The 23,239-nt window shown below is 71.8% G+C and carries 20 protein-coding genes; 17 read left to right on the top strand and 3 right to left on the bottom strand.

The genetic code is table 11. The annotated features are described in order from the left end of the window. Positions 1-91: 91 nt before the first annotated feature. The 11 genes from ABEA43_RS12985 (at position 92) to ABEA43_RS12935 (ending at position 12,331) form a co-directional block, all read left to right on the top strand. Entirely contained in the window at positions 92-2,620 is a 2,529-nt protein-coding gene (locus ABEA43_RS12985) for a glycoside hydrolase family 9 protein (protein ID WP_345561474.1), read from the top strand. A gap of 73 nt (positions 2,621-2,693) precedes the next feature. After that, complete coding sequence (locus ABEA43_RS12980) at positions 2,694-3,017, top strand: PadR family transcriptional regulator (protein WP_345561472.1); 324 nt, start codon at positions 2,694-2,696, stop codon at positions 3,015-3,017. Further along, on the top strand, positions 3,014-3,922 hold the full coding sequence (locus ABEA43_RS12975; RefSeq protein WP_345561470.1) for a hypothetical protein: 909 nt from the start codon (positions 3,014-3,016) through the stop codon (positions 3,920-3,922). Before ABEA43_RS12980 ends, ABEA43_RS12975 begins: the two co-directional genes overlap by 4 nt. Positions 3,923-3,955: 33 nt before the next feature. Continuing rightward, positions 3,956-4,864, top strand: a complete 909-nt coding sequence (locus ABEA43_RS12970; protein WP_345561468.1) for a hypothetical protein — start codon at positions 3,956-3,958, stop codon at positions 4,862-4,864. 7 nt (positions 4,865-4,871) lie between these two features. Further along, positions 4,872-6,584 (top strand): peptidoglycan-binding protein, encoded by a 1,713-nt coding sequence (locus tag ABEA43_RS12965; protein WP_345561466.1) that lies wholly within the window; start codon positions 4,872-4,874, stop codon positions 6,582-6,584. Next, the gene (locus tag ABEA43_RS12960; RefSeq protein ID WP_345561464.1) at positions 6,577-7,254 is read left to right on the top strand and encodes an ABC transporter ATP-binding protein; all 678 of its coding nucleotides are present in this window, start codon (positions 6,577-6,579) and stop codon (positions 7,252-7,254) included. The genes ABEA43_RS12965 and ABEA43_RS12960 overlap by 8 nt, the downstream gene beginning before the upstream one ends. After that, complete coding sequence (locus tag ABEA43_RS12955) at positions 7,254-8,432, top strand: ABC transporter permease (protein ID WP_345561462.1); 1,179 nt, start codon at positions 7,254-7,256, stop codon at positions 8,430-8,432. Before ABEA43_RS12960 ends, ABEA43_RS12955 begins: the two co-directional genes overlap by 1 nt. 31 nt (positions 8,433-8,463) lie before the next feature. Next, the gene (locus tag ABEA43_RS12950) at positions 8,464-8,892 is read left to right on the top strand and encodes a hypothetical protein (RefSeq protein ID WP_345561460.1); all 429 of its coding nucleotides are present in this window, start codon (positions 8,464-8,466) and stop codon (positions 8,890-8,892) included. Between the two features lie 63 nt (positions 8,893-8,955). After that, entirely contained in the window at positions 8,956-9,585 is a 630-nt protein-coding gene (locus ABEA43_RS12945) for a TetR/AcrR family transcriptional regulator (protein ID WP_345561459.1), read from the top strand. Continuing rightward, the gene (locus tag ABEA43_RS12940) at positions 9,582-10,913 is read left to right on the top strand and encodes an MFS transporter (RefSeq protein WP_345561457.1); all 1,332 of its coding nucleotides are present in this window, start codon (positions 9,582-9,584) and stop codon (positions 10,911-10,913) included. The genes ABEA43_RS12945 and ABEA43_RS12940 overlap by 4 nt, the downstream gene beginning before the upstream one ends. After that, a complete protein-coding gene (locus ABEA43_RS12935) occupies positions 10,910-12,331 on the top strand; it encodes a pyridoxal phosphate-dependent decarboxylase family protein (RefSeq protein WP_345561455.1) in 1,422 nt (473 codons plus the stop codon). Before ABEA43_RS12940 ends, ABEA43_RS12935 begins: the two co-directional genes overlap by 4 nt. 101 nt (positions 12,332-12,432) lie before the next feature. Here the strand turns inward: ABEA43_RS12935 and ABEA43_RS12930 are convergent, their stop codons facing one another. Then, positions 12,433-13,563, bottom strand: a complete 1,131-nt coding sequence (locus tag ABEA43_RS12930; protein ID WP_345561453.1) for a monooxygenase — start codon at positions 13,561-13,563, stop codon at positions 12,433-12,435. Positions 13,564-13,747: 184 nt separating this feature from the next. On the opposite strand from ABEA43_RS12930, the gene ABEA43_RS12925 reads away from it, so the two are divergent. Beyond that, positions 13,748-14,362, top strand: coding sequence for a TetR/AcrR family transcriptional regulator (locus ABEA43_RS12925; protein WP_345561451.1), 615 nt, complete (start codon positions 13,748-13,750; stop codon positions 14,360-14,362). 5 nt (positions 14,363-14,367) lie between these two features. Continuing rightward, on the top strand, positions 14,368-14,853 hold the full coding sequence (locus ABEA43_RS12920; RefSeq protein ID WP_345561450.1) for a cupin domain-containing protein: 486 nt from the start codon (positions 14,368-14,370) through the stop codon (positions 14,851-14,853). Here ABEA43_RS12920 and ABEA43_RS12915 read toward each other — a convergent pair. Next, the gene (locus tag ABEA43_RS12915) at positions 14,850-15,944 is read right to left on the bottom strand and encodes a sensor histidine kinase (RefSeq protein WP_345561449.1); all 1,095 of its coding nucleotides are present in this window, start codon (positions 15,942-15,944) and stop codon (positions 14,850-14,852) included. The two genes, ABEA43_RS12920 and ABEA43_RS12915, sit on opposite strands and share 4 nt — an antisense overlap. 43 nt (positions 15,945-15,987) lie before the next feature. After that, a complete protein-coding gene (locus ABEA43_RS12910) occupies positions 15,988-17,934 on the bottom strand; it encodes a family 10 glycosylhydrolase (RefSeq protein ID WP_345561448.1) in 1,947 nt (648 codons plus the stop codon). 182 nt (positions 17,935-18,116) lie between these two features. Here ABEA43_RS12910 and ABEA43_RS12905 point away from each other — a divergent pair, with 182 nt between their 5' ends. The 4 genes from ABEA43_RS12905 to ABEA43_RS68170 all read left to right on the top strand — a co-directional run bounded on the left by ABEA43_RS12905 (position 18,117) and on the right by ABEA43_RS68170 (position 23,231). After that, the gene (locus ABEA43_RS12905; protein WP_345561446.1) at positions 18,117-19,634 is read left to right on the top strand and encodes a golvesin C-terminal-like domain-containing protein; all 1,518 of its coding nucleotides are present in this window, start codon (positions 18,117-18,119) and stop codon (positions 19,632-19,634) included. Positions 19,635-19,721: 87 nt separating this feature from the next. Further along, positions 19,722-21,224, top strand: coding sequence for a sugar ABC transporter ATP-binding protein (locus ABEA43_RS12900; protein ID WP_345561444.1), 1,503 nt, complete (start codon positions 19,722-19,724; stop codon positions 21,222-21,224). Continuing rightward, complete coding sequence (locus ABEA43_RS68175; protein WP_425570243.1) at positions 21,214-22,284, top strand: ABC transporter permease; 1,071 nt, start codon at positions 21,214-21,216, stop codon at positions 22,282-22,284. The genes ABEA43_RS12900 and ABEA43_RS68175 overlap by 11 nt, the downstream gene beginning before the upstream one ends. A 23-nt stretch (positions 22,285-22,307) precedes the next feature. Next, a complete protein-coding gene (locus tag ABEA43_RS68170; protein ID WP_425570242.1) occupies positions 22,308-23,231 on the top strand; it encodes a substrate-binding domain-containing protein in 924 nt (307 codons plus the stop codon). Positions 23,232-23,239: the final 8 nt, after the last annotated feature.

Genomic DNA, 23,239 nt, shown 5'->3' with positions numbered 1-23,239 from the left:
AGCATGGTGCGCAGGCGTTGACGGGAGCGGCGGCGGGAAAGGAGGATCGGGTGGCTCCATTGGGAGCGCTCCCACCCCTTGAAGGACCTCCATGACCCGAAGCCGGGCCGCCTTACTGGCCCTGATCACCATGGTCGCCCTGTCCCCCGCCCCGGCCGCCCAGGCCGCCGACGAGGGACCCGAGCAGATCGTGAACGGCACCTTCGACGCCGGCACCGCCCCCTGGTGGGGCACCGCCAACCTCACCCTGGCCGTGGACGACGGCCGCCTCTGCGCCGACATCCCGGGCGGGACCACCAACCCGTGGGACGTCATCATCGGCCAGGACAACCTCCCGCTGGTGGCGGGCGAGACCTACGCGTACGGGTTCAGCGCCTCCGCGACCCCAGGCAAGGTCGGCAGGGCGTTGATCCAGCTCCCGGTGGACCCGTGGACGCAGTATCTGGCGGCCAACCCCGAGCTGAGCGTCTCGGGCAACGACTACTCCTACACGTTCACCGCCCCCGTGTCGCTGCCCAACGCCCAGGTCGCCTTCCAGCTGGGCGGCAGCGCCGAGCCTTGGAGGTTCTGCATGGACGACGTGTCGCTCAAGGGCGGCGCCGAGCCGGAGGTGTACGAGCCGGACACGGGCCCGCGCGTCCGCGTCAACATGGTCGGTTACCTCCCTTCTGGCCCGAAGAAGGCCACCGTCGTGACGGAGGCGACCCAGCCGCTGGAGTGGGAGCTCAAGAACGACGGCAAGGAAACGGTCGCCGGCGGCAGGACCGCGCCGAAGGGCGTGGACACCAGCTCGGGCCAGAACGTGCACACGCTCGACTTCGGCTCCTACCGCAAGCCGGGCAAGGGCTACACGCTGACGGCGGACGGCGAGACGAGCAGGCCGTTCGACATCGGCGCGGACATCTACGACGCGCTGCCGGCCGACGCCCTGAAGTTCTACTACACCCAGCGCAGCGGCATCGAGATCCTCGACAGCCTCAGGCCCGGCTACGCCAGACCCGCCGGGCACGCCGGCGTCGCGCCGAACCAGGGTGACGTGAACGTGCCCTGCCAGCCGGGCGTCTGCGACTACTCGCTGAACGTCAAGGGCGGCTGGTACGACGCCGGCGACCACGGCAAGTACGTCGTCAACGGCGGCATCTCGGTCTACCAGCTCATGGCCGCGTACGAGCGGGACAGGGCGGCCTTCAAGGACGGCCAGCTCGCCATCCCGGAGAGCGGCAACGGCCGGCCGGACATTCTGGACGAGGCCCGGTGGGAGCAGGAGTTCCTGCTGAGCATGCAGGTGCCGGACGGCAAGCCGCTGGCGGGCATGGCGCACCACAAGATCCACGACCAGAACTGGACGGGCCTGCCGCTGCTGCCGCACCTGGACCCGCAGCTGCGCGAGCTGCACCCGGCCTCGACGGCGGCCACGCTCAACCTGGCCGCGACGGCGGCGCAGGCGGCCCGGCTGTACGCCCCCTATGACGCGGAGTTCGCCGCCAGGAACCTCAAGGCGGCCCGCAAGGCGTGGACGGCGGCCAAGGCCAACCCGGCGAAGTACGCCGACCCGAGCGACGGCATCGGCGGCGGCTCCTACAGCGACGGCGACGTGAGCGACGAGTTCTACTGGGCGGCGGCGGAGCTGTACATCACGACGGGCGAGCAGGAGTTCAAGGACTTCGTGCTGGCCTCGCCGCACCACACGGGCGACATCTGGCGCGATCGCGGCTTCGACTGGGGCAACACCGCCCAGCTCGGCCGCCTGGACCTGGCGACCGTGCCCAACGGGCTGCCCGACCGGGCGCGGGTGCGGCAGTCGGTGACCGAAGGGGCCGAGAAGTACCTGGCGATCCAGCGGGCGCACCCGTACGGGCTGCCGTACAACCCGCCCGACTTCGACTGGGGCTCGAACAACCTGGTGCTGAACAACCTGGTCGTCCTGGCCACGGCCTACGACCTGACCGGGCAGGAGAAGTACCGGGCGGCCGTACGTGAGGGCATGGACTACCTGCTCGGCCGCAACGCGCTCAACCAGTCGTACGTGACCGGCTACGGCGAGGTGGCCTCGAAGAACCAGCACAGCCGCTGGTACTCCCACCAGCTCGACCCCGCCCTGCCCAGCCCGCCGCGCGGCACGCTGGCCGGCGGCCCCAACTCCGCCATCCAGGACCCGCTCGCCCAGCGGCTGCTCCAGGGCTGCAAGCCGCAGTTCTGCTACATCGACGACATCGAGTCCTGGGCGACGAACGAGCTGACCATCAACTGGAACTCCCCGCTGGCCTGGGTCTCGGCGTTCCTGACCGACAAGAGCGGGCGCTCGGACTGCCGGGTCCGCTACTCCGCGCACGGCGCGTGGCCCGGTGGCTTCACCAGCCAGGTCGTGATCGAGAACACCGGCAAGGAGACGGTGGACGGCTGGAGCCTGCGCTGGTCCTTCCTGGGCGGGCAGCGCGTCCGCGACGGCTGGGGCGCGACGCTGACGCAGTCCGGCGCGACGGTGACGGCCAAGAGCCTGGGCTGGAACGGCAAGATCAGGCCGGGCAGGTCGGTGACGTTCGGCTTCAACGGCGCGAACGCCTCGGGCCCCAACCCGGCCCCGGAGGTCTTCCACCTGAACGGCGATCGCTGCAAGTGATGGGGTGCGTTCGCGACGCCCGGCAGCCTGCCGGGCGTTGCGAACGCTCCGTTGAACGGAATAATGTCACCCCATGCCCAGGGGAACGTCAGAAGTCAGCGAGCCGATGTACTTCGTGCTCACCGCGCTGCGCGCGGGCCCGCTGCACGGACACGCGATCAGCAAGTCGATCAAGGAGCTGTCGGGGGGCCGGGTGCAGCCCTCGGTCGGCACCCTCTACGGCATCCTGGAGCGCCTGAACGAACGCGGAGTGATCATCGTGGACCGCGAGGAGACGGTCAACGGCCGCAACCGGCGGTATTTCCGGATCACCGACGAAGGCCAGGCCCTGGTGGAGGCCGAGGCCAGACGGATGCAGGCGGCCGCCTCCCTCGTCCTGCGGCCGTCCAGCACATGACGGCGCTCCATCCGGAAGGCGCCCCGGCACTCGAACGGCGCTACCGCAGGCTGATGCTCGCCTATCCCCGGCAGTACCGCAGGGCGCACGGCGACGAGCTGCTGGACGTCCTGCTGGAGTCGGCCGCCCCCGGCCGGACGGTCCCCGTGCTCAGGGAGGCGTGGGGGCTGCTGACGGGCGGCGTGCGCAGCCGCATCGTGTCCCGGGCGACCGGCAGCGCCTGGGAGGACGGCCTGCACTTAGGTGTCACGGCCGTCGCGGCGGTGAACCTGGCCGCGCTGCTCCCGTACGCGGGTGCGCTGCCGCTGTGGACGCTGGTGTCGGCGCTGGCCCTGCTGGCGATCCTGCGCGGATGGGTGCGCACGGCGTTCCCGCTCACCCTCCTCGCCGGCGTCAAGGCGGTGATGATCGCGGGCGGCCGGCAGTTCTTCGACGTGACCCTGCTGCCGGTCTCGCCGGACCTGCTCACCGACCGCGCCCTGTTCCAGAACAGCGACCCGTACCTGGTGGCAGGCGCCTATGCGATCGTGCTGGCCGGCCTGGCGGTGCTCGCGTCGCTGCGGCGAGCGCCGCGGGCCAGGTCATGGTGGTGGTGGGCGGTGGTCGTGCTCGTCGCCTGGGCCGGCCCCGAGTGGCTGGCGGAGGGGGAGATGTTCCCGGTCAGCCTGAGCAGGGTGATCGTGGAGGTGACGCTCTTCGCCTTCGGGACGGCGGGCGGCTACCTGGCGCGCGATCACCGGTGGGCGCTGGGCGCGGGCATCTACCTGCTGGTGGTGTGCGGGGACCTGACCCTGCACGCCGAGTATCTGACCAGGCAGCACGTCGCCTACGGAGGTGTCCTCGTCCTGCTGGTCGTGGCCGCCGCCTTCGCGCCCTTCCGCCCGCGGCGGCACTGTCTCGATTGACGATGCTTCGTTCAACGGAGTATGGTCTCCGCCATGCTTAAGAGATCCCGTCTGGCCCTTGCCATGTCGTTCTCTGCGGCCGTGCTCTGCGGTTGCGGGGGCGCCGCGGACAGCGCCCAGCCCGCGGCGCAGAGTTCTAGCCCGGCCGCCGCGGCCAAGGACAAGAGACACCAGTTCGAAGCGGCCAAGGCCGACTGCATGAAGCAGAAGGGCTTCACGTACGTGCCGTACGTGAAGCCGGAGAAGCAGGAGACCGAGCAGGAGCGCAAGCTCGTCTCCGGCGACTACCAGGCGATGCGGGAGTATCGCGAGAAATTCGGGTTCGGGATCTTCTCCCAGCACGTCTATCCCAAGGAGATCGGGATCGAGTCGCTGCAGGAGGGGATCCAGGCGGACCCCAACGTCAAGCTCTCGCGGCGGCTCTCCCGGGCCCAGTACGAGGCCTACAACACGGCCAAGGACGCCTGCATAGGCGTGGCGGGCAAGCAGGTCCTCGGCGTGTCCATCAAGTCGAACATCGAATATATCGGCCTGTTCGCCAAGGCGTTCAAACGGGCGAAGGCCGCCGAGCTCGACGGCGACCCCAAGCTGGTGGAGCTGTCCGGCTCCATGGCCACCTGCCTGAAGGGCAAGGGCTACACCGTCAGCGACACCAAGCCGACGGCCTTGGCGCGGCGCGGCGAGGACCTGTTCATGGACCAGCTGGGCGCGCTCGGCCGCGAGCAGATGGGCGACCCGCCCGGCGGTCCGAAGATGACGAAGGACACCAGGGAGTTCCAGATGCCGGAGCTCACGCCGCAGCAGGGCAAGCCGTACCTCGTCAAGGAGGTCAAGGCGGCGCTCGACGACCTGGAGTGCGGCAAGGACTTCTACGCGGTCTACGTACCGCGGGAGACAGCGGTCAAGCAGAAGATCAACGACCAGTACGCGTTCTCGTTCTGACGTCGTCATGAAGTCGCCACGCAGGCTTCTCGCCGGCGTCGTCGCCGGCGTCGTGGTCATCGCCGGCGCGGGCTGGGCGGTCGGCGCCCGGCTGCGCTCACCCGCCGAGGAAGCGGCCCTCCGGGCCGCGCCCGCCGCCTCGCTCGTCACCGCCGCCGTCGAGCGCCGCAAGCTCGTCAGCACCGTGGTGCTCAGCGGCACCCTGGAGTACGGCTCCCCGCTGCCGATCACGCTGGCCGGCGTGGTCGGCGGCACGGCCGAGCTGCAGCGCACCACCCGGGCCCCGCGCAAGGGGAAGATCGGCGAGGGCGCCGTGCTGATGGAGGTCAACGGCCGCCCGGTGTTCGCGCTGCGCGGCCGGGTGCCGATGCACCGCACGATCGCCCCCGGCACCAAGGGGGACGACGTCCGGCAGTTGCAGCGCGCCCTGCGCAGACTCGGGTACGGCGCTCCCGACACGGGCGCGTTCGACCGGGCCACGATCGCCGCGGTCACCAGGATGTACACCAAGAAGGGGTACGAGGCCCAGCAGCCGACCCTGGCCGACCGGCAGGCGTACGACACGCTGCGCAAGGCCGTGCGGCTGGCCCAGGAGACCCTCGCGACCGAGAAACAGGCCCTGGACCAGGGCCGCGACATCCTGCCGCGCAAGCTCAAGGAGCGCAACGCGAAGCGCGACCTGACCGCGGCGGAGAGCGCGCTGAAGCAGGCCGCGGACCGGCGGCTGACGCCCGACGACGAGGCCGAGCTGGCGGCGGCCGACGCGGCGGTGCGGGCGGCCGAGGAGAAGCTGCTCGCGGCCGAGCAGGAGCTCACTGCGGCCAGGAAACAACCGGCGAGCACACCCACTGGCACACCCACTGGCACACCCACGGCTGAACCCGACACCCGGCTGCTGGAGCTGCGGGCCGCCAACGCCGAAGCCGACCTGGCGGCGGCCCGCGAGGCCCACGCCAGGATCCTGGAGAAGTCCGGCCAGGCCCGTGAGACGAAGCTCGAAGAGCTGCGCAAGGCCGTGCGCACCGCGAAGGAGACGCTGGCCACCGCCGCGCAGGCGCTGCGCCAGGCCAGGCAGCTCTCCCCCACCAGGCTCAAGGTGGCCGGCGCCGTCAAGGACGTGGCGGCGGCCAAGGAGATGCTGGCCGAGTACGCCCGCACCTACGGCACGTCGATCCCGCCGGGCGAGGTGGTGTTCCTGCCGAAGCTGCCCGCCCGGGTGCAGAAGGTCGCGGTGCAGGCGGGCCAGCGCCTGGAGGACGAGGTGGCCACCGTGACCAGCTCGGTGTTCACGGTGACCGGGTCGGTGGAGGCGGCGGAGTCGGAGCTGCTGCGTCCCGGCATGGCCGCCAGCGTCGAGCTGGACACGGGCAGGTCGCATCCGGCCACGCTCACCGCGATCGGCGAGAAGGCCAAGGTGCCCGGCGCAGAAGAGGTCGCGGACGGCTCGCAGCCCGTCCTGCTCACGCCGTCCTCCGTCAAGGGCCTGCGGGCGGGCACGGCGGTGACCGCGCGGGTGACCGTGGGGGCGACCAAGGAGCCGGTGCTGGTGGTGCCGGTGACGGCGGTGATCACCTCGGCGGACGGGAAGGCGCGGGTGCGCGTCGAGTACGCCACGGACAGGACCAGGGACGTCGAGGTGCGCACGGGCCTGACCGCCGACGGGAACGTCGAGGTCGCCGGCGCGCTCAAGGAGGGCGACCGGGTGGTCGCCGATGCCTGAGCGGCCGGTCATCGAGCTGACGGAGGTTCGCAGGGAGTTCGCCGCGCAGCCGCCGGTCCGTGCCCTCGACGGCGTCTCGCTCCGGGTGCTGAGCGGCGACTACCTGGCCGTCATGGGGCCGTCGGGCTCGGGCAAGTCGACCCTCCTGAACGTGCTCGGCCTGCTGGACCGGCCCAGCTCGGGCAGCTACCGGCTGGACGGCGTCGAGACCACCGCGTTGAAGGACGGCGCCAGGACCAGGTTGCGCGGCGACCGGATCGGCTTCGTCTTCCAGTCCTTCCATCTGCTGGCCCACCGCAGCGTGGTGGAGAACGTCATGCTCGCCGAGCTCTACGGCAGGAGCGGGCGGGCCGGCCGGCGGGAGCGGGCCCTGGCGGCGCTGGAGCGGGTCGGTCTCGGGCACCGTACGGGCTTCGCGCCCGGCCGGCTGTCCGGGGGCGAGCGCCAGCGAACGGCCATCGCCAGGGCCCTCATGGGGGAGCCGGCCCTGCTGCTGTGCGACGAGCCCACCGGCAACCTCGACAGCCGCAACACCGAGGCGGTCCTCGACCTGTTCGCCGAGCTGCGGGAGCAGGGCATGACGATCGTGGTCATCACGCACGAGCAAGGGGTCAGCGCACGCGCGCGGCGCCGGGTCCGGATCACCGACGGCGTGCTGGTGGAGGCGTGATGCACGTACGCGACCTGGCCGGCGAGGCCGTCGCGGGGCTGCTCGCCCGGCCGGTGCGCACGGCGCTGACCACGCTCGGCACCGTGCTCGGCATCACCACGCTGGTCGTCACGCTCGGCGTGGCCGCCACCGCGGGCAACCAGATCGTCGGCCGCTTCGACGAGCTGGTGGCCACGGCCATCACCGTGGAGGTGCCCGAGTCCGGTCAGGCGCCGGTGGTGACCTGGGACGCGGTCGAGCGGATGACCAGGCTGCGCGGCGTGGAGTCCGCCGCCGCGGTGGCCGACGCCGCGGAGGGCCAGAGCCTGTCCGTACGCTCCAACGACCTGGTGGATCCCGCCCGGGTCACCACGCAGTCCCTCACCGTGCTGGCCGCCACGACGGGGCTGCCGGAGGCCGCGCGCGGCCGGATGGTGCAGGGGCGGTTCTACGACACCGGGCACATCCGGCGGGGCGACCGGGTGGCCGTGATCGGCGACGAGGCGGCCAGGATGCTCGGCGTGACCCGGCTCGACCGGGCACCGGCGATCTTCATCGGGAAGCACGCGTACACGGTCATCGGCATTCTCGGCGACCTGCGCCGCGAGAAGAACCTGAGCACGGCCGTGGTCGTCCCGCCCACCGTGGGCCGGCGGTTCGGGCTGCGCGACGTCACCAGGGTGCTGGTCAACACCAGTCTGGGGGCCGCCGGGCTGATCGCGGGACAGGCTCCGGCCGCGCTCAGCCCGGGTCGCGGCGACCTGCTCCAGGTGATCTCCCCGCCCAGCCCCACGAGGGCGCGGGACCGGGCGCAGGACGACGTCAACGCGCTGTTCCTGATCCTCGGCCTGGTCTCGCTGGTCGTCGGCGCGGTCGGCATCGCGAACGTCACCCTCGTCACCGTGCTGGAACGCGTTCAGGAGATCGGCCTGCGCCGCGCGCTCGGCGCGGGCCGGCGGCACGTCGCGGCCCAGTTCCTGCTGGAGTCCACGCTGGTCGGGCTCACCGGCGGCGTGATCGGCGCCAGCCTGGGGGTGGTGACCGTCGTCGCGGTCTCCGCGGTCAAGCAGTGGACGCCGCTGCTGGAGCCATGGCCGGCGGTCGCCGCGCCGGTCGCCGGGGCGCTGGTGGGACTGCTCGCCGGGCTCTATCCCGCGCTGCGGGCGGCCAGGATGGAGCCCGTGGACGCGCTCAGGTGAGCCGTTCCGGCCTCCGATACGTCCAAGGGATATGAAGATCTGGCGAATCGTGCTGCTGCCGATGCTTCTGCTGGCCCTGACCGCGTCCATGCCGGCCGCTCAGGCCGCTCAGGCCGGGAGCGCGCAGAAGAGGGTGCTGGTCGACCTCCGCAAGGAGGGCGGCTTCGCGGGGCTGAACGACCGGGTGATCGTCTACGGGAACAACTGCGTGCGGCTCAGCCGGCGCACCGGGCCGACCATCGACAAATGTCTCACCGGCAAGGAACGGCGGACGCTGCGGACGTATCTCAAGAAGCTCAAGATCGGCCGGTCGGAGGCGCGGCCGCAGGGGGCGGACTTCATCAAGTACACGCTCGCCTACAACCGGCACCGGGCCAGCCGCTACCAGCTTCCCGCGACCTGGCAGCCGGTGGTCCGGCACCTGGAGAAGATCATGGAGAAGTACTGGGCGCCGGACTGATCCCCATAAAGTTCTCCATCAAGCGATTGACCGAGACAGGGTGACCGAACTACCTTCTGTCGCATGACACCTGCGGACAGCGGACAGGTCACCCTGATCCTCAAGGTCGCGACGCAGCTGTTCGCGGCCCTCGGCTACGACGGCACCTCCACGCGCCAGATCGCCGAGGCCGCCGGCCTGAACATCGCCACCGTCAACTACCACGTGGGCGGCAAGCGCGAGCTCTATCTCGCCGTCATGGAGCGCGCGCACCAGGCCGAGAAGGCGGCCCTGGACGAAGCGCTCGGCCGGCTGCCCGGCGCCGACCCGGTCGCCGCCATCCACCGCCTGGTGGACGACTACCTCGACTTCTGCGTGGACAACCCCGAGGTGCCCGCCCTGTGGATGCACCGCTGGCTCTCCGACGCCAGCGACATCACCGAGCTGGAACGCCAGTACGTCCAGCCGCTGCTCGCCGCCGTGACCGGCGCGCTGGGCCCCGCGGTCGAGACCGGGCTGATCGACGAGCGGGTCGACCTCGAATACGCCATGTGGACGGTCATCTGGTCGGTGCACGGGTTCGCCAAGGGCGGCGTGCTGGACGACGCGGGCCGTCGCCGGGCCGCCGGCGACCGGGCCGCGCTGCGCCGCTTCCGCGCCCACCTGCACCTGACTCTGCACCGCACCCTCGGCCTCCCCAACGACCCCCGATGACCGCCACCCAGCCGGCCGCCGCATCGGCGCTCGGGCGCGGCCGGTTACTGGGCTACGGTGTCGGCTCGATCGGCACCGGCGTGTTCTCGGCCGTCCCGGGCCTGCTCCTCCTCTACTACCTGACCGACATGCTCGGCGTGCCGGCCGCCGTCGCCGGGGCCGTGCTCGTCGCGCCCAAGATCTGGGACGTGCTGCTCAACCCGCTCATCGGCGCCGCCAGCGACCGCGAGGCCGTGCGCACGGGCCGCAGGACGCGCCTGCTGGCGATCGGGGCGGTCGCGCTGCCGGTGGCGTTCGCGCTGATGTTCGCCGTGCCGGGGGACGTGCCCGGCGCGCTCTGGGCGGGGGCGGCGTTCCTCCTGGCGGCCAGCGCGTTCGCCTGCTTCCAGGTGCCGTACGTGGCCCTGCCCGCCGAGATGGCGGACAGCCAGGCCGGGCGGACCAGGATCATGTCGTGGCGGGTGGTGTGCCTGACGGCCGGCATCCTCGTCGCGGGCGGCCTGGCCCCCGCCGTCGTCGATCTCGCGGGCGGCGGCCGTACCGGCTACGCCGTCATGGGCGTCGTGATCGGCGCGGTGATGGCGGCGGCGCTGGTCGCCGCGGCTCTCGCGACGCGCTGGGTGCCGTCGGCGCCCGGGCCCGCGCAGCTCGGTCCCGTGGCCGCGTTCCGGCTGGCCAGAGGGAACATGCCGTTCTTCGCGCTGCTGGCGGCGTTCGTGACCCAGGCGCTCGCGGTGGCCGTGATGCTGGCCGGTGCGCCGTACGTGGCCGCGTACCGGCTGGGTGACTACGGGCTGACCTCGGTGATGTTCGTCTGCCTGGTCGGGCCGAGCATGGTGGCCGTGCCCGCGTGGGCCCGGCTGGCCCGCGCGTACGGGGCCGTGCGCTGCTACCTGGCCGCGTCGATCGGCTTCTGCGCGGTCGCGGTGGCGCTGGTCCCGGCGATCGCCGCGGGCGGGCTGGCGGCGACGCTGGCGCTGACCGCGCTGGCCGGGGTCTGTTACGCGGCGTTGCAACTGCTGCCGCTGTCGCTGCTGCCCGACACCGTGCACGCCGACGCCGTACGCACCGGGCACGCGCAGGCGGGCGCGTTCACCGGCCTGTGGACGGCGGGCGAGACCGCCGGGCTCGCGCTCGGACCGGGACTGTTCGCGCTGGTGCTGGCCGCGTCGGGGTTCGCCGCCGCCCCGGCCGGGTCGCCCGTCGCCCAGCCGCCCGGCGCGCTCACCGGGGTGCTGCTCGGGTTCACCGCGCTGCCCGCCCTGCTCATGCTCATCAGCCTGCCGTTCGTCATCCGGTACGGCCGACTCACGAAGGAGACCGCGTGAACCTCCCCCCGACCGGAAGGACCACCGAGGACCTGCTGGCGGAGGTGGCCCGGCTCAAGGAGCACGACCTGCCGGTGCGCGGGGGCCAGGTGACCGCGTACGTGTACGACACCGGCCGGGCCGAGGTCAACGACGCGGCGACCGCCGCCTATCTGGAGATGCTGGAGGTCAACTGCCTCGACCCGACGGCGTTCCCCAGCGTGGTCGAGATGGAGCGGCAGGTCGTCGGCGCGGTCGCGGACCAGCTCGGCGGCGGCCACGGCATCTTCACCAGCGGCGGGACCGAGTCGATCATGCTGGCGGTGAAGGCCGCCCGCGACTCCTCCCGGCGGGCCCGCCCGAACCTGGTGCTGCCGGTCACCGCCCACCCCGCCTTCCACAAGGCCGCCCACTACCTCGGCGTCGAGGTCGTCGCCGTGCCCGTGGACCTGGCGACGTACCGGGTGCGGGCGAAGGACGTGGCGGCGGCCGTCGACGCGGACACGATCCTGGTCGTCGCGTCCGCGCCGTCCTATCCCCAGGGGGTGATCGACCCGATCGAGGAGGTCGCCGCCGTGGCCGCGGCGGCGGGCCTGCCGTTCCACGTGGACGCCTGCGTGGGCGGCTGGCTGCTGCCCTGGCTGCGGGCGGCGGGTGCGGAGATCCCGCCGTTCGACCTGTCGGTGCCCGGCGTCACGTCGATCTCCTGCGACCTGCACAAGTTCGGGTACGCCCCGAAGGGCGCCTCCGTCGTGCTCTTCGCCGATCCCGCGATGCGGCGCAAGGCGTACTTCGCGTCGGCCGGGTGGCCCGGCTACACGATCATCAACGCGACCGTGCAGAGCTCCAGGTCGGCGGGCCCGCTGGGCGGGGCGTGGGCCACGCTCCAGGCGCTCGGCCGGGAGGGCTACACCGAGCTCGGCCGCGCCACGCTGGAGGCGACGACCAGGCTGCGCGAGGGCATCGCGGCCATCCCCGGCCTGCGCGTACTGGGCGAGCCGGAGTCGTCGCTGGTGGCGTTCGAGGGGGTGGACGTCGACGTGTTCGTGCTGGCGGACGAGGCCAGGGCGCGCGGCTGGTTCCTGCAGCCGCAGCTCTCCTACGCCGGCATCCCGGCCAACCTGCACATCACGGTCACCGGAGTGACGCTGGGCGGGGTGGACTCCATGCTCAAGGTCATCGCCGAGTCCGCCTCGGCCGCCCGTTCCCGGGGTCCCGTGGTCCTGCCGGACGGGCTGGTGGACCTGGTGGCGGGCCTGGACCTGGACGCGCTCGACGACGCGGCCTTCGCGGACCTGGCCGCCTCGGTGGGCGTGGACCTGCGCCCGGGGGCGGGCCAGCCGGAGATGGCGGTGGTCAACACGGTGCTGGACGCGCTGCCCGCCGCCGGCAGGGAGGCGGTGCTGGTCCGCTTCCTGTCGGTCATCTACGGCTCGTAGGGCGTGGATATCCCCGCTGCCGGAAGGTTCCCGGCAGCGGGGGGCGGCAGAGCGCTTGGCCCCCTGCTCACCGCCTCAGCAGGGCACGTTTCCCGGCAGTGCTACGCGGCCGACAGGATGGCGATCCCCAGGCACATCTCGTCGCTGGTCCCGTCGCCCCACACCACGTACCGGGGCGGCAGGTCGCGTAGTTGCGGCAGCTTGGCGCGCAGGGTCGCGTCGTGCGTGCACGTCACGCGTACGGTGTCCCCCGGCTTGACGGTGACCGGCGAGGGCAGCAGCCGCAGCGACTGGTCGTCGAAGTTGTAATCCGGCACGTCGAGAAGTGTCTTCGCCTTCGAGGTGCCGGGGTTGAGCTCCACCTTGATGGCGCGGCCGAGCAGGTGCATGTGGCCGGCCAGGGCGTGCAGCTTGGCGGTGAATTCGATGGGCAGGTCGCAGTGCTGGGTCGGCCCGGGTTTCGTCGAGCCGCAGCGTGTGGTGAGCTCCGTCCCCTCGCTGGTCAGCTCCTCGCCGAACCTGCGGGCGACGTCCTTCACCGCGGCGGCCCTGTCGCACAGGGGGCCGGACTCCTCCGGAGTGCAGGGGAGCTCGACCGGCGCGGGGAACAGCGCGGTCTGCAGCTCCTCCACCGGCCGGTCCGTGACGCGCAGGCGGATGCCGGACTGGTCGGTGCCCGGTTTGCCGTCCGCCGCGCCCAGCAGGTTGTAGTGGACCTGCATGATCAACCGGCTGCCCGGCGGGAGCGCGTAGCCGTACTTGGGGTCGAGGAGCGCTTCGTTGGTTCCCGGCGCCCAGTGCGCCACCCAGGACGCGTCCTGCACGCCGCCGTCCCCGAAGCAGGTCCAGCCCTGCCCCGGCGTGCGGTCGTCGAGGGCCTGCGCCTGCTTGGCCTGCTCCGGCGGGACCTTGAAGAAGATCGCGTGGTGGACGATGCCGCTGTTCTGCGGCTGGAACTGCGCGCCGGTCAGGAACGCCTGCTTGGCCAGCTCGGGGTCGATGAGGAAGCAGCGGTAGTCGTCCGTGCCGCCGTTGGGCGGTCCCGGCGTGTACGGCTGCGCCATCTTGAGGTTGACGAACCGTTCGCCGGCGCGCAGCGGAGCCGCCGCCGGTGTGGTGGACCCGGCGGAGTGACCCGCGTGTCCGGCCGGTGCGGCGGTGCTCGACGCGCCGCACGAAGCAAGCAGGACGACCGCGACGAGTAAGGCGGCCGTCCGAGCCAGTCGGTTCATGCTTCCACCATCGTCTCCGAGCGCGTGCCCGGCATCCTTCCACGGGACGTTTCGCTTCCTTCGCAGGGAGGACCCGCGCAGGCGCAAAAGTCGTACATCGATTTACGAAACCTGAGTTGCGTAATCTCGGCGTACCGGTGTAGCGTTCTTTTCGCTACCTGAGTAGCGAAATAGAGGAGGCCGGATGACGGAGAGCGGCAGGCGCGGGCGGCCGCGCCGGGCGGAGGTGGACGAGAGCGTGCTCAAGGCGGCCACCGAGCTGCTGCTGGAGCGCGGCTACACCGGCCTGTCCCCCGACGAGGTGGCCGAGCGGGCCGGGATCGCCAAGACCACCCTCTACCGGCGCTGGCCCACCAAGGACCACCTGGCCGTGGCCGTGGTGGCCAGGCTGCAGGCCGGCGACGAGATCACCGACACCGGTGACATCCGCCGCGACCTGCCCGACTACCTGGAGAAGATCGCCGCGGGGCTCAACCGCATGCGCGCCGCGGGCCGGACCGACGACGACCCGTCGGCGGGCACGGTGGCCGAGCTCGTCGCCGCCGCGGCCCGCCACCCCGACGTCGGCGAGCTCGAACGCGACCTGTACGCCCGCCGCAACACCCTGGCCCGCGCCCTGCTGGAGCGGGCCGTGGAGCGCGGCGAGCTACGCGCCGACCTCGACGTCGAGGCGCTGTTCGACCAGCTCGCCGGCGCCCTGTACTACCGCGTGCTCATCACCGGCCGCCCCGTCGGCCGGGCCTACGCAGAACGTCTTGTCGACACCGCGCTCCGCGGCGCCGCCCGAGAGAAGAGGTAACGACCATGTCGATCGCCGACCCCCGTACCGCCGTCATCCGTTCCGCCGACGCCGAGATCATCGGCGGGCCGCCGAGCACGGGCCGCATGCTGCTCGACCCCGGCTCCACCGGCGGCGCGCTGAGCACCATGCGCATCACGCTCGGCGAGGGCGCGGACGGCGCGGTGCCGCACACCCACACCACCGCCTCCGAGATGTTCTACGTGCTCGACGGCACCGTGCAGGTGCTCGCCGGCGAGGAGGTGCTGACGCTGGAGCAGGGGGACGTGGCTGTGGTGCCGCCGGACGTCGCCCACGCCTTCGCCGCCGCCCCCGGCCACGAGGCCGACCTGCTGATCGTGATCACGCCGGGGGTGGAGCGCTTCGAGTATTTCCGGCTGCTGGCCCGGCTGAAGGCGGGCGAGGCCACGCTGGAGGAGCTGCTGGAGTCTCAGGAGCTCTACGACAACCACTTCCTCGACAGCCCGGCGTGGAAGCAGGCGCGCTCCTAGGATGGGCCCAACCCCGTGGGGAAGGCGGCCTCGACGTGGAAGCCGCCGTCCGGCTCCGCGCCCGTCTCCAGCGTGCCGCCCGCCACCTCCACCCGCTGCCGCAGCTCCAGCAGGCCCATCCCGGGAGCGGTGACGGTGACCCAGGCGTCCGGCAGGCCGGGGCTGTTGCGGACGCCGACCCGTAACGAACCAGGGACGTAACGCAGCCGCACCCGCGCGTCCGCCCCCGGCGCGTGCTTGCGGACGTTGGCCAGCGCCTCCTGCACCACCAGGTACGCGGTCCGCCCCACCACGCCCGACACCGGCTCGGGGGCTCCGTCCACGACCAGCTCCACGGGCACCCCGGCGCAGGCCGACTCGGTCACCAGCGGGCGCAGGTCGGGCAGCGGCAGCCCCAGGCCGAACCCCTCTCCCGTGTCGCGCCGCAGCAGCGCCACCATGTGACGCAGCTCCTCCAGCGCCTCGCATCCCGTCGCGCGCAGCTCCTCGGCCGCCGCCCTGGCCCGCTCGTCGCCCGACGTCAGGGCCAGCACGCCGGCCTGGAGCACCATCCGGCTCACGCGATGGGTGACCACGTCGTGCATCTCGCCCGCCAGCCGCTCGCGCTCCACCCGGCCGGCGCGTTCGGCCAGCTCGGTGCGCAGGCGCCCCCTGGCGGCCAGGTACATCCCGGACAGGGCCGCGAGCGCGATCGCCGCCTCCGAGCGCAGGACCAGCGGCGGCCAGTCGGCGAGGCGCAGCGCGGCGAGCGCGAGGGTGATCACGGGCAGCCACTGCGGGGCCCCTCGATAGCGGTCGGCCGCGAAGGCCAGCGCGCCGTAGGCGCCGAACACGCACGTGGGCGGCCAGAGGATCGCCTCGGTCCTGAGCGGCGCGACGTCCGGTGCGAGCACGTGCAGCACGAGCGGCACGAGCGCCGACCCGGCACCGATCCAGGCGACGGTGAGCGGCGCCCTGCGCATCCACAGCACGGACACCGCTGCCGCCAGCGACAGCACCAGAACCGGGCCCTGATAGCCGGTCGTCAGCGTCAAACCGCCTGCGACCAGGACCGCGACCGCGTCGAGCGGTCGCGGACGGACACCGTCCACCAACTCATCGTACGATCACCGGCCCGGCCTGCCCAGCCAGGGTTCAGACCTTCGTGAGACGGACGGCGTCGGCGATGACGTAGCCGGTCGCCGAGGTCCAGCGGCTCACGCCGACCACGTTGTACGTCCCCGCCGCCAGCGCGTACGTCCCGAGCACCCGCCACTGCCCGCCGCCCGACCGCTGGTCCACGGTGACCGTCTGGTTGCCGCCCGACGCGGCCACGATGTACGGCGTCGCGCTGTTGTAGCCGGAGTTGGCCGGATACCAGATCTCCACCCGATAGCTGCCCGCGCTCGGGATGGCCGCCTGATACCAGGCCGGATCGCTGGCCGAGACCGGGTCCGCGAAGCGGTAGTCGGCGCCGTGCAGCTGCGTGGAGAAGGTGGAGGTCCCCCAGGCCGTACCGGCGGCGAAACCGGCGTCGGCGTTGTCGATCACCACGCTGAACGCCCCGTCCCCGGAGCCGGCCTGCTTGCCCGCGCTCGGCGCGCTCTCCTGGTGCGTCCTGTTGAGCGCGGTCACGTAGTAGGTGTAGGTCCCGGTCGCGGCGGAGGTGTCGGTGAACGTCGTCTGCCGGGTCGTCTTGATCAGGTTGCGGGCGTCGGCGAAGAAGCAGGGGTCGGCCGTGGCCGGTGCGCCGTCCACCCGGTAGACCGCGTACGACGTGCCCGAGCCGGTCCAGGCGAGCTGGACGCCGTTCGCGCCGCGGGTGGCCGAGGTGATCGAGGGCGCGGCCGGGGCGCTCGCCGAGCCGCGGGCGGGCAGCAGCGCGGGCTTGGCATAGTGGGCGTTCACCAGCCGGGTGATCGCGCCGATCCGGTCGGCCTTGACGTCCTTGGCGCTGAAGAACACGTCACCGGCCACCTCGGGATGTTTCCTGTTGTCGGTCAGGTGGTCGCTGAGCTCCGCCGGATCCTGCCAGGCGGCCTCCTGCCCCGACGCGCCGGCCCGGTAGGCGGCCTGGCCGACGACGAGCTGCACGCCGGTGTCGCGTACGACGTCGGACCACCAGGCGGTGAGCACCTCGTAGGCGGCGGTGGAGAAGCCGATGTGCCAGTAGATCTGCGGCGCGAGATAGTCCACCCAGCCCTGCTTGACCCACTGCCGGCTGTCGGCGTAGATCGCGTCGTACGACTGCAGCCCCGAGGTGCCCGACCCGAGCGGGTCGGTGCCGGAGTTGCGCCAGATGCCGAACGGGCTGATCCCGAACGACACATGCGCCTTGGCCGCGTGGATGCGCTGGTCGAGCTCGCGGACGAGCAGGTTGACGTTGTTGCGCCGCCAGTCGCCGACGTTGCCGAAGGAGCCGCCGTACTGGGCGTACGCGGCGGAGTCGGGGATGGCCTGCCCGCTGACCGGATAGGGGTAGAAGTAGTCGTCGAGGTGCACGCCGTCCACGTCGTAGCGCGAGACGGCGTCCATGATCGCGTCCTCGATGAAGTCGCGGACCTCCGGCAGGCCCGGGTTGTAGTAGAGCTTGCCGCCGTAGGCGAAGCGCCAGGTGGGGTGCTGGCGCGCGGGATGCGTGGCGACGAGCTTGCTCAGGTCGTCGTGGTTGGCGACCCGGTACGGGTTGAACCAGGCGTGGAACTCCAGGTTGCGCGCGTGGGCCTCGCTGACCATGAAGGCCATCGGGTCGTACCCGGGGTTGCCGCCCTGGGTGCCGGTCAGCCACTGCGACCACGGCTCGTACGACGAGGGCCAGAACGCGTCGGCCGTGGGCCTGACCTGCACCATGACCGCATTCATCCGCTTGGCCACGGCGAGGTCCAGCCAGGCGCGGAACTCCGCCTGCTGGGCCGCCACGCTCAGCCCGGTGCGGCTCGGCCAGTCGATGTTCGCGACCGAGGAGATCCACATGGCCCTGAGCTGCCGCTTGGGCGTGGCGGGATCGGTCGAGCAGGCCGCTGCCGCGGCGAGGTCGGGGGCCACGATGCTGACGATTACGGCGGTGAACGCCGCCAGGACGGTACGCAGGAGCGCGGTCACGAAAGGAAGTTTCAGTGTGATCGATTCAAAGCGCAATAGTTTTCACAACTTCGGTGGGGCCCAATCTCAGGGGCCCCAGGCGTGGGGCGAAAAGTTTCACTTAACTCGCCAGTAATGTCAATTATCGACATTTGTCAGAGGTTGCAATACCGTGCCACCGTTGTCACCAACGAGGAGCACCCATGACTCTCGCCCGCACGCGATTAGCGGCCCTCGCCACCTCGATCCTCGCCGTCCTCCTCATCACCGCAGGCCAGCCCGCTCTGGCCGTGGTCAAGGACGCCCCGTTGCCCGCGGCCTTCGCCAAGGCCGCCGCCGCCAGCGACGTACCCCGCGACCTGCTCGTGGCCCTCGCCTACGCCGAGACCCATCTCGACGGCCACAACGGCGAGCCCAGCGCCAGCGGCGGCTACGGCCTGATGCACCTGGTCAGCAACCCCAGCAACCACTCGCTCGAGAAGGCCGCCGAGCTCACCAAGCTCCCGGTCGAGCAGCTTCGCGCCGACGACGAGGCCAACATCCTCGGCGGCGCGGCCGTGCTGCGCACCCACGCCGACGCGCTCGGCCTCGACGAGACTGCCAGGAAGGACCCCGGCCGCTGGTACCAGGCCGTGGCCAAGTACAGCAACTCCAGCTCTCCCGAGATCGCCCGCCTCTACGCCGACGCCGTCTACGAGCAGCTCGGTCTCGGCATCGACACCCGCGGCGTGCAGGTCAAGCCGCAGGAGGTCACCGCCGACCGCGGCGAGTACGCCAAGACCCGCGACCTGAACGCGCAGGCCGCGGTGGCCAGCCCCGACTACCCACCGGCCGCCTGGGTGGCCGCCAGCACCAGCAACTACCGCGTCTCCAGCCGCGAGACGAGCTACAACATCGACCGGGTGGTCATCCACGTCACCCAGGGCTCGTACGCCGGCACCATCTCCTGGTTCCAGAACCCCAGCGCGCAGGTCTCGGCCCACTACGTGGTCAAGTCCTCCAGCGGCGCCATCACCCAGATGGTGCGGGACAAGGACGTCGCCTGGCACGCCGGGAACTCCACCTACAACAACCGCTCCATCGGCATCGAGCACGAGGGCTTCGTCGCCGACGCCTCGTGGTTCACCGATGCGATGTACCGGGCCTCCGCCGCACTGACCCGCGCACTCTGCGACAAGTACGGCATCCCCAAGACCCGGACCGGCATCATCGGCCACAACGAGGTGCCCGGCGCGACCCACACCGACCCGGGCTCGCACTGGAACTGGACCACGTACATGAACTACGTGACCGGTGGCGGCGGCACCCCGTCCTGGACGACGACCGTCGACAACGCCACGTCCGGCCAGTTCACCGCCAGCGCGAACTGGGGCACCTCCACCTACTCCACCCAGCGTTACGGAGCCGACTACCGCTTCGCCGACCCCGTCTCCGCCAGCGACGCGGCATGGTACTCGGCCGCGATCCCGACCGCGGGCACCTACCAGGTGGAGGTCTGGTATCCGGCCGATGCCGGATACAACAGCTCGGCGCCGTACATCGTGGCGACGTCGAGCGGGAACCAGACCGTCTACGTCGATCAACGCGCCGGCGGAGGGGCCTGGCACAGCCTGGGCACCTTCTCGCTCAACGCCGGCACCTACAACGCCGTCGGCATCAGCCGATGGACCTCCGGCACCGGCCTGGTCATCGCGGACGCGGTGCGCATCAGCCGGCAGTAAGTCACCTGTACGGCCCGCGTCCGCTGTGGCGCGGGCCGTACGTCATTTCATGGTTCATCACTGTCTGTAACGGATATTGATCAGCATGTGAGCGAGGAGATCCTCAGGGCCGAGGGGCTGCGCAAGGTGTTTCCCGGCGTCGTCGCGCTCGACGGCGTGGACCTGAGCCTGCGCACCGGCGAGGTGCACGTCCTGCTGGGCGAGAACGGCGCGGGCAAGAGCACCCTGATCAAGATCCTCTCCGGCGCCTACCGGCCCGACGGGGGCCGGGTCCTCATGGACGGCCGGCCCGTGGACCTGCGCACGGCCGGCGACGCGCAGCGGCTCGGCATCTCGACCATCTACCAGGAGTTCAACCTGGTCCCCCAGCTCACGGTCGCGGAGAATCTGGCGCTCGGCCGGCCGCCGCGCAGGTTCGGGTTCGTGGACGTCCGGCGGATGGAACAGGACGCGAGGCGGCTGCTCGACCGGGTCGGCGTGGACGTGCATCCGCGCACGCCGGTCGCCCGGCTGGGGATCGCGCGCATGCAGATGGTGGAGATCGCCAAGGCGCTGGCGCTGGACGCCCGCGTGCTGATCATGGACGAGCCGACCGCGGTGCTCACCACGAGCGAGGTCGCCAAGCTGTTCACGATCGTCCGGCAGCTGCGCGGCGAAGGCGTGGCGATCGCCTTCATCACCCACCACCTGGAGGAGATCGCCGAGATCGGCGACCGCGTGACCGTGCTGCGCGACGGCAGGTCCGTGGCCGAGGTGCCGGCGAACACCCGCCAGGACGAGCTGGTCGGGCTCATGGTCGGGCGGCCCATCGATCAGCAGTACCCGCGCCGGCCGGCCGCGCGGGGCGAGCCGCTGCTCCAGGTGTCGGGGCTGACCCGCAAGGGCGCGTTCGACGACGTGTCGTTCGAGGTGCGGGCCGGCGAGGTGGTCGGCGTGGCCGGGCTCGTGGGCGCGGGGCGCACCGAGGTGGCGCGGGCGGTGTTCGGGGCCGACCGTTACGACGCGGGCGAGGTGCTCGTACGCGGCCGGCGGCTGCCGCCCGGTGACGTGCACGCCGCCATGGAGGCCGGGCTGGGCCTGGTCCCCGAGGACCGCAAGGGCCAGGGGCTGGTCCTGGGCGCCGCCATCGGCGAGAACCTGGCCCTGGTCCTCATGCGCGACGCCACCCGGGCGGGATTCGTGGACCGTCCCAGGTTGCGGGCCGCCGCCGCGCGGGTGGCCGGGCAGCTCGGCATCCGGATGACGGGGCTGGACCAGGAGGTCCGCACGCTCTCCGGCGGCAACCAGCAGAAGGTGGTCATCGGCAAGTGGCTGGTGGCCGACGCGCACGTGCTCATCCTCGACGAGCCGACCCGAGGCGTCGACGTCGGGGCCAAGGTCGAGATCTACCAGCTCGTCAACGCGCTCACCGAGTCGGGGCACGCGGTGCTGATGATCTCCAGCGATCTGCCGGAGGTGCTCGGGATGAGCGACCGGATCCTGGTCATGGCGCGGGGGCGGCTCGTCGGCGAGCTGCGCGCGGCCGAGGCCACGCAGGACGACGTGATGGCGCTGGCGGTCACGGAGGTGGAGGGGTCCCGTGCCCGATAACCGGCCCGATAACAGGCCCGACGACGCGCCCGGCCGCGCGCCCGACGACGGGCGCGGCCGCCCGTCCGATGATGCGCGCGGCAGCGGCAGTGGCGGCGGCGGCAACGTGCTGCTCGCGCGCCGGTCGCCGGTGGCCGCGTGGTTCGCCGAGAACGGCGCGGTGGCGGCGCTCGTCGTGCTGGTCGTGGCGCTGTCGCTGCTGTCCTCCGACTTCCTCAGCGTGACGAACCTGCTCAACGTGGGCGTCCAGGCCGCCGTCACCGCGATCCTGGCGTTCGGGGCGACGTTCGTGATCGTGACGGGCGGGATCGACCTGTCGGTCGGCTCCGTGGCGGCGCTGTCCGCGATCACCCTGGCCTGGACCGCGACCATCGCCGGGCTCCCCTGGCCGCTGGCCACCGTGATCGCGCTGGCCGTCGGCGTCGCGTGCGGGCTGGTCAACGCCGCGCTCATCGCGTACGGGAAGCTGCCGCCGTTCATCGCCACGCTGGCCATGCTCGGCATCGCCCGCGGCCTGGCCCTGGTCATCTCGCAGGGCAGCCCGATCGCGATGCCCGAGTCCGTCTCCCACCTCGGCGACACGATCGGCTCCTACCTGCCGATCCCGGTCATCGTGATGGTGGTCATGGGCGTGCTCGCGGCCGTGATCCTCAACAGGACCTACCCGGGCCGCGCCATGTACGCCATCGGGGGCAACGCCGAGGCCGCCCGGCTGTCGGGGATCAAGGTGGACCGGCAGCAGCTCGTGACGTACGCGCTGTCCGGCGGGTTCGCGGCGGTGGCCGGGATCGTGCTGGCCAGCCGCCTGGCCTCGGCGCAGCCACAGGCGGCGGCCGGTTACGAGCTCGACGCGATCGCGGCCGTCGTCATCGGCGGGGCCAGCCTGTCCGGCGGGAAGGGCAGGGCGCTGGGCACGTTCGTCGGCGCGCTCATCCTGGCCGTCCTGCGCAACGGCCTGAACCTGCTGTCGGTCTCGGCGTTCTGGCAGCAGGTCGTGATCGGCGTGGTGATCGCGCTCGCGGTCCTCGTCGACACCCTGCGGCGCAGGGCAACGTACTAAGTCATCCATTGGGGGATGGGATCATGCGGATTCCCGCGATAGTCATGGCCACGCTCTGCCTGGCCGCCTGCGGCTCCTCCGGGGGCGGTGGCGGATCCTCGGACGAGATCAAGATCGGTATGTCGGTGTCGACCCTGAACAACCCGTACTTCGTCCAGCTCCGCGACGGCGCGCAGGCCCAGGCGGCCAAGCTGGGGGCCGCGCTGACCGTCACCGACGCCCAGAACGACGCCTCCCAGCAGGTCAACCAGGTCCAGAACTTCACCAGCCAGAACATGAAGGCGATCATCATCAACCCGGTCGACTCGGACGCGGCGGCCCCCGCGGTCAAGGCGGCCGAGCGGGTGAACATCCCGGTGATCGCCGCCGACCGGGGCGTCAACGGGGCCGAGGTGGCGCAGACGGTGGCCTCAGACAACGTGGCCGGCGGCAAGCTCGCGGCGCAGGAGCTGGCCAAACAGCTCGGCGAGCGGGGCAACGTGGTGGTGCTCCAGGGCACGCCGGGCACCTCCGCCTCCCGCGACCGCGGCCAGGGCTTCACCGAGGGCATCGCGGCCTACTCCGGGATCAAGGTCGTGGCCAAGCAGCCGGCGGACTTCGACCGCACCAAGGGCCTGGACGTGATGACGAACCTGATCCAGTCGCATCCCGACGTGACCGGCGTCTTCGCGGAGAACGACGAGATGGCGCTCGGCGCGATCAAGGCACTCGGAGCCAAGGCGGGGCAGCAGGTCAAGGTGATCGGCTTCGACGGGACGCCGGACGGGATCAAGGCGGTGCAGGCGGGCACGCTGTCCGCGAGCATCGCCCAGCAGCCCCGGCTGCTCGGCCAGGAGGCGGTGAACGCGGCCGTCAAGGCGGCCAAGGGCGAGACGGTCGAGAAGACGGTGGCGGTGCCGGTGAAGGTCGCGACCAAGGAGAACGCGTCGGAGTTCCAGACGTCGTAAGGATAGGG

The sequence above is a fragment of the Nonomuraea rosea genome, from assembly GCF_039539705.1.
Taxonomy (GTDB): Bacteria; Actinomycetota; Actinomycetes; order Streptosporangiales; family Streptosporangiaceae; genus Nonomuraea; species Nonomuraea rosea.
The sequence above is the reverse complement of the archived record's forward strand: the minus strand, read 5'-3'. Positions and strand labels throughout refer to the sequence as shown.

What these genes read in the sequence shown, in the direction of transcription:
- ABEA43_RS12985 (WP_345561474.1), top strand. Translation starts at nt 92, where the DNA reads ATGACCCGAAGCCGGGCCGCCTTACTGGCCCTGATCACCATGGTCGCC.
- ABEA43_RS12980 (WP_345561472.1), top strand. Translation starts at nt 2,694, where the DNA reads ATGCCCAGGGGAACGTCAGAAGTCAGCGAGCCGATGTACTTCGTGCTC.
- ABEA43_RS12975 (WP_345561470.1), top strand. Translation starts at nt 3,014, where the DNA reads ATGACGGCGCTCCATCCGGAAGGCGCCCCGGCACTCGAACGGCGCTAC.
- ABEA43_RS12970 (WP_345561468.1), top strand. Translation starts at nt 3,956, where the DNA reads ATGCTTAAGAGATCCCGTCTGGCCCTTGCCATGTCGTTCTCTGCGGCC.
- ABEA43_RS12965 (WP_345561466.1), top strand. Translation starts at nt 4,872, where the DNA reads ATGAAGTCGCCACGCAGGCTTCTCGCCGGCGTCGTCGCCGGCGTCGTG.
- ABEA43_RS12960 (WP_345561464.1), top strand. Translation starts at nt 6,577, where the DNA reads ATGCCTGAGCGGCCGGTCATCGAGCTGACGGAGGTTCGCAGGGAGTTC.
- ABEA43_RS12955 (WP_345561462.1), top strand. Translation starts at nt 7,254, where the DNA reads ATGCACGTACGCGACCTGGCCGGCGAGGCCGTCGCGGGGCTGCTCGCC.
- ABEA43_RS12950 (WP_345561460.1), top strand. Translation starts at nt 8,464, where the DNA reads ATGAAGATCTGGCGAATCGTGCTGCTGCCGATGCTTCTGCTGGCCCTG.
- ABEA43_RS12945 (WP_345561459.1), top strand. Translation starts at nt 8,956, where the DNA reads ATGACACCTGCGGACAGCGGACAGGTCACCCTGATCCTCAAGGTCGCG.
- ABEA43_RS12940 (WP_345561457.1), top strand. Translation starts at nt 9,582, where the DNA reads ATGACCGCCACCCAGCCGGCCGCCGCATCGGCGCTCGGGCGCGGCCGG.
- ABEA43_RS12930 (WP_345561453.1), bottom strand. Translation starts at nt 13,563, where the DNA reads ATGAACCGACTGGCTCGGACGGCCGCCTTACTCGTCGCGGTCGTCCTG.
- ABEA43_RS12925 (WP_345561451.1), top strand. Translation starts at nt 13,748, where the DNA reads ATGACGGAGAGCGGCAGGCGCGGGCGGCCGCGCCGGGCGGAGGTGGAC.
- ABEA43_RS12920 (WP_345561450.1), top strand. Translation starts at nt 14,368, where the DNA reads ATGTCGATCGCCGACCCCCGTACCGCCGTCATCCGTTCCGCCGACGCC.
- ABEA43_RS12905 (WP_345561446.1), top strand. Translation starts at nt 18,117, where the DNA reads ATGACTCTCGCCCGCACGCGATTAGCGGCCCTCGCCACCTCGATCCTC.
- ABEA43_RS68170 (WP_425570242.1), top strand. Translation starts at nt 22,308, where the DNA reads ATGCGGATTCCCGCGATAGTCATGGCCACGCTCTGCCTGGCCGCCTGC.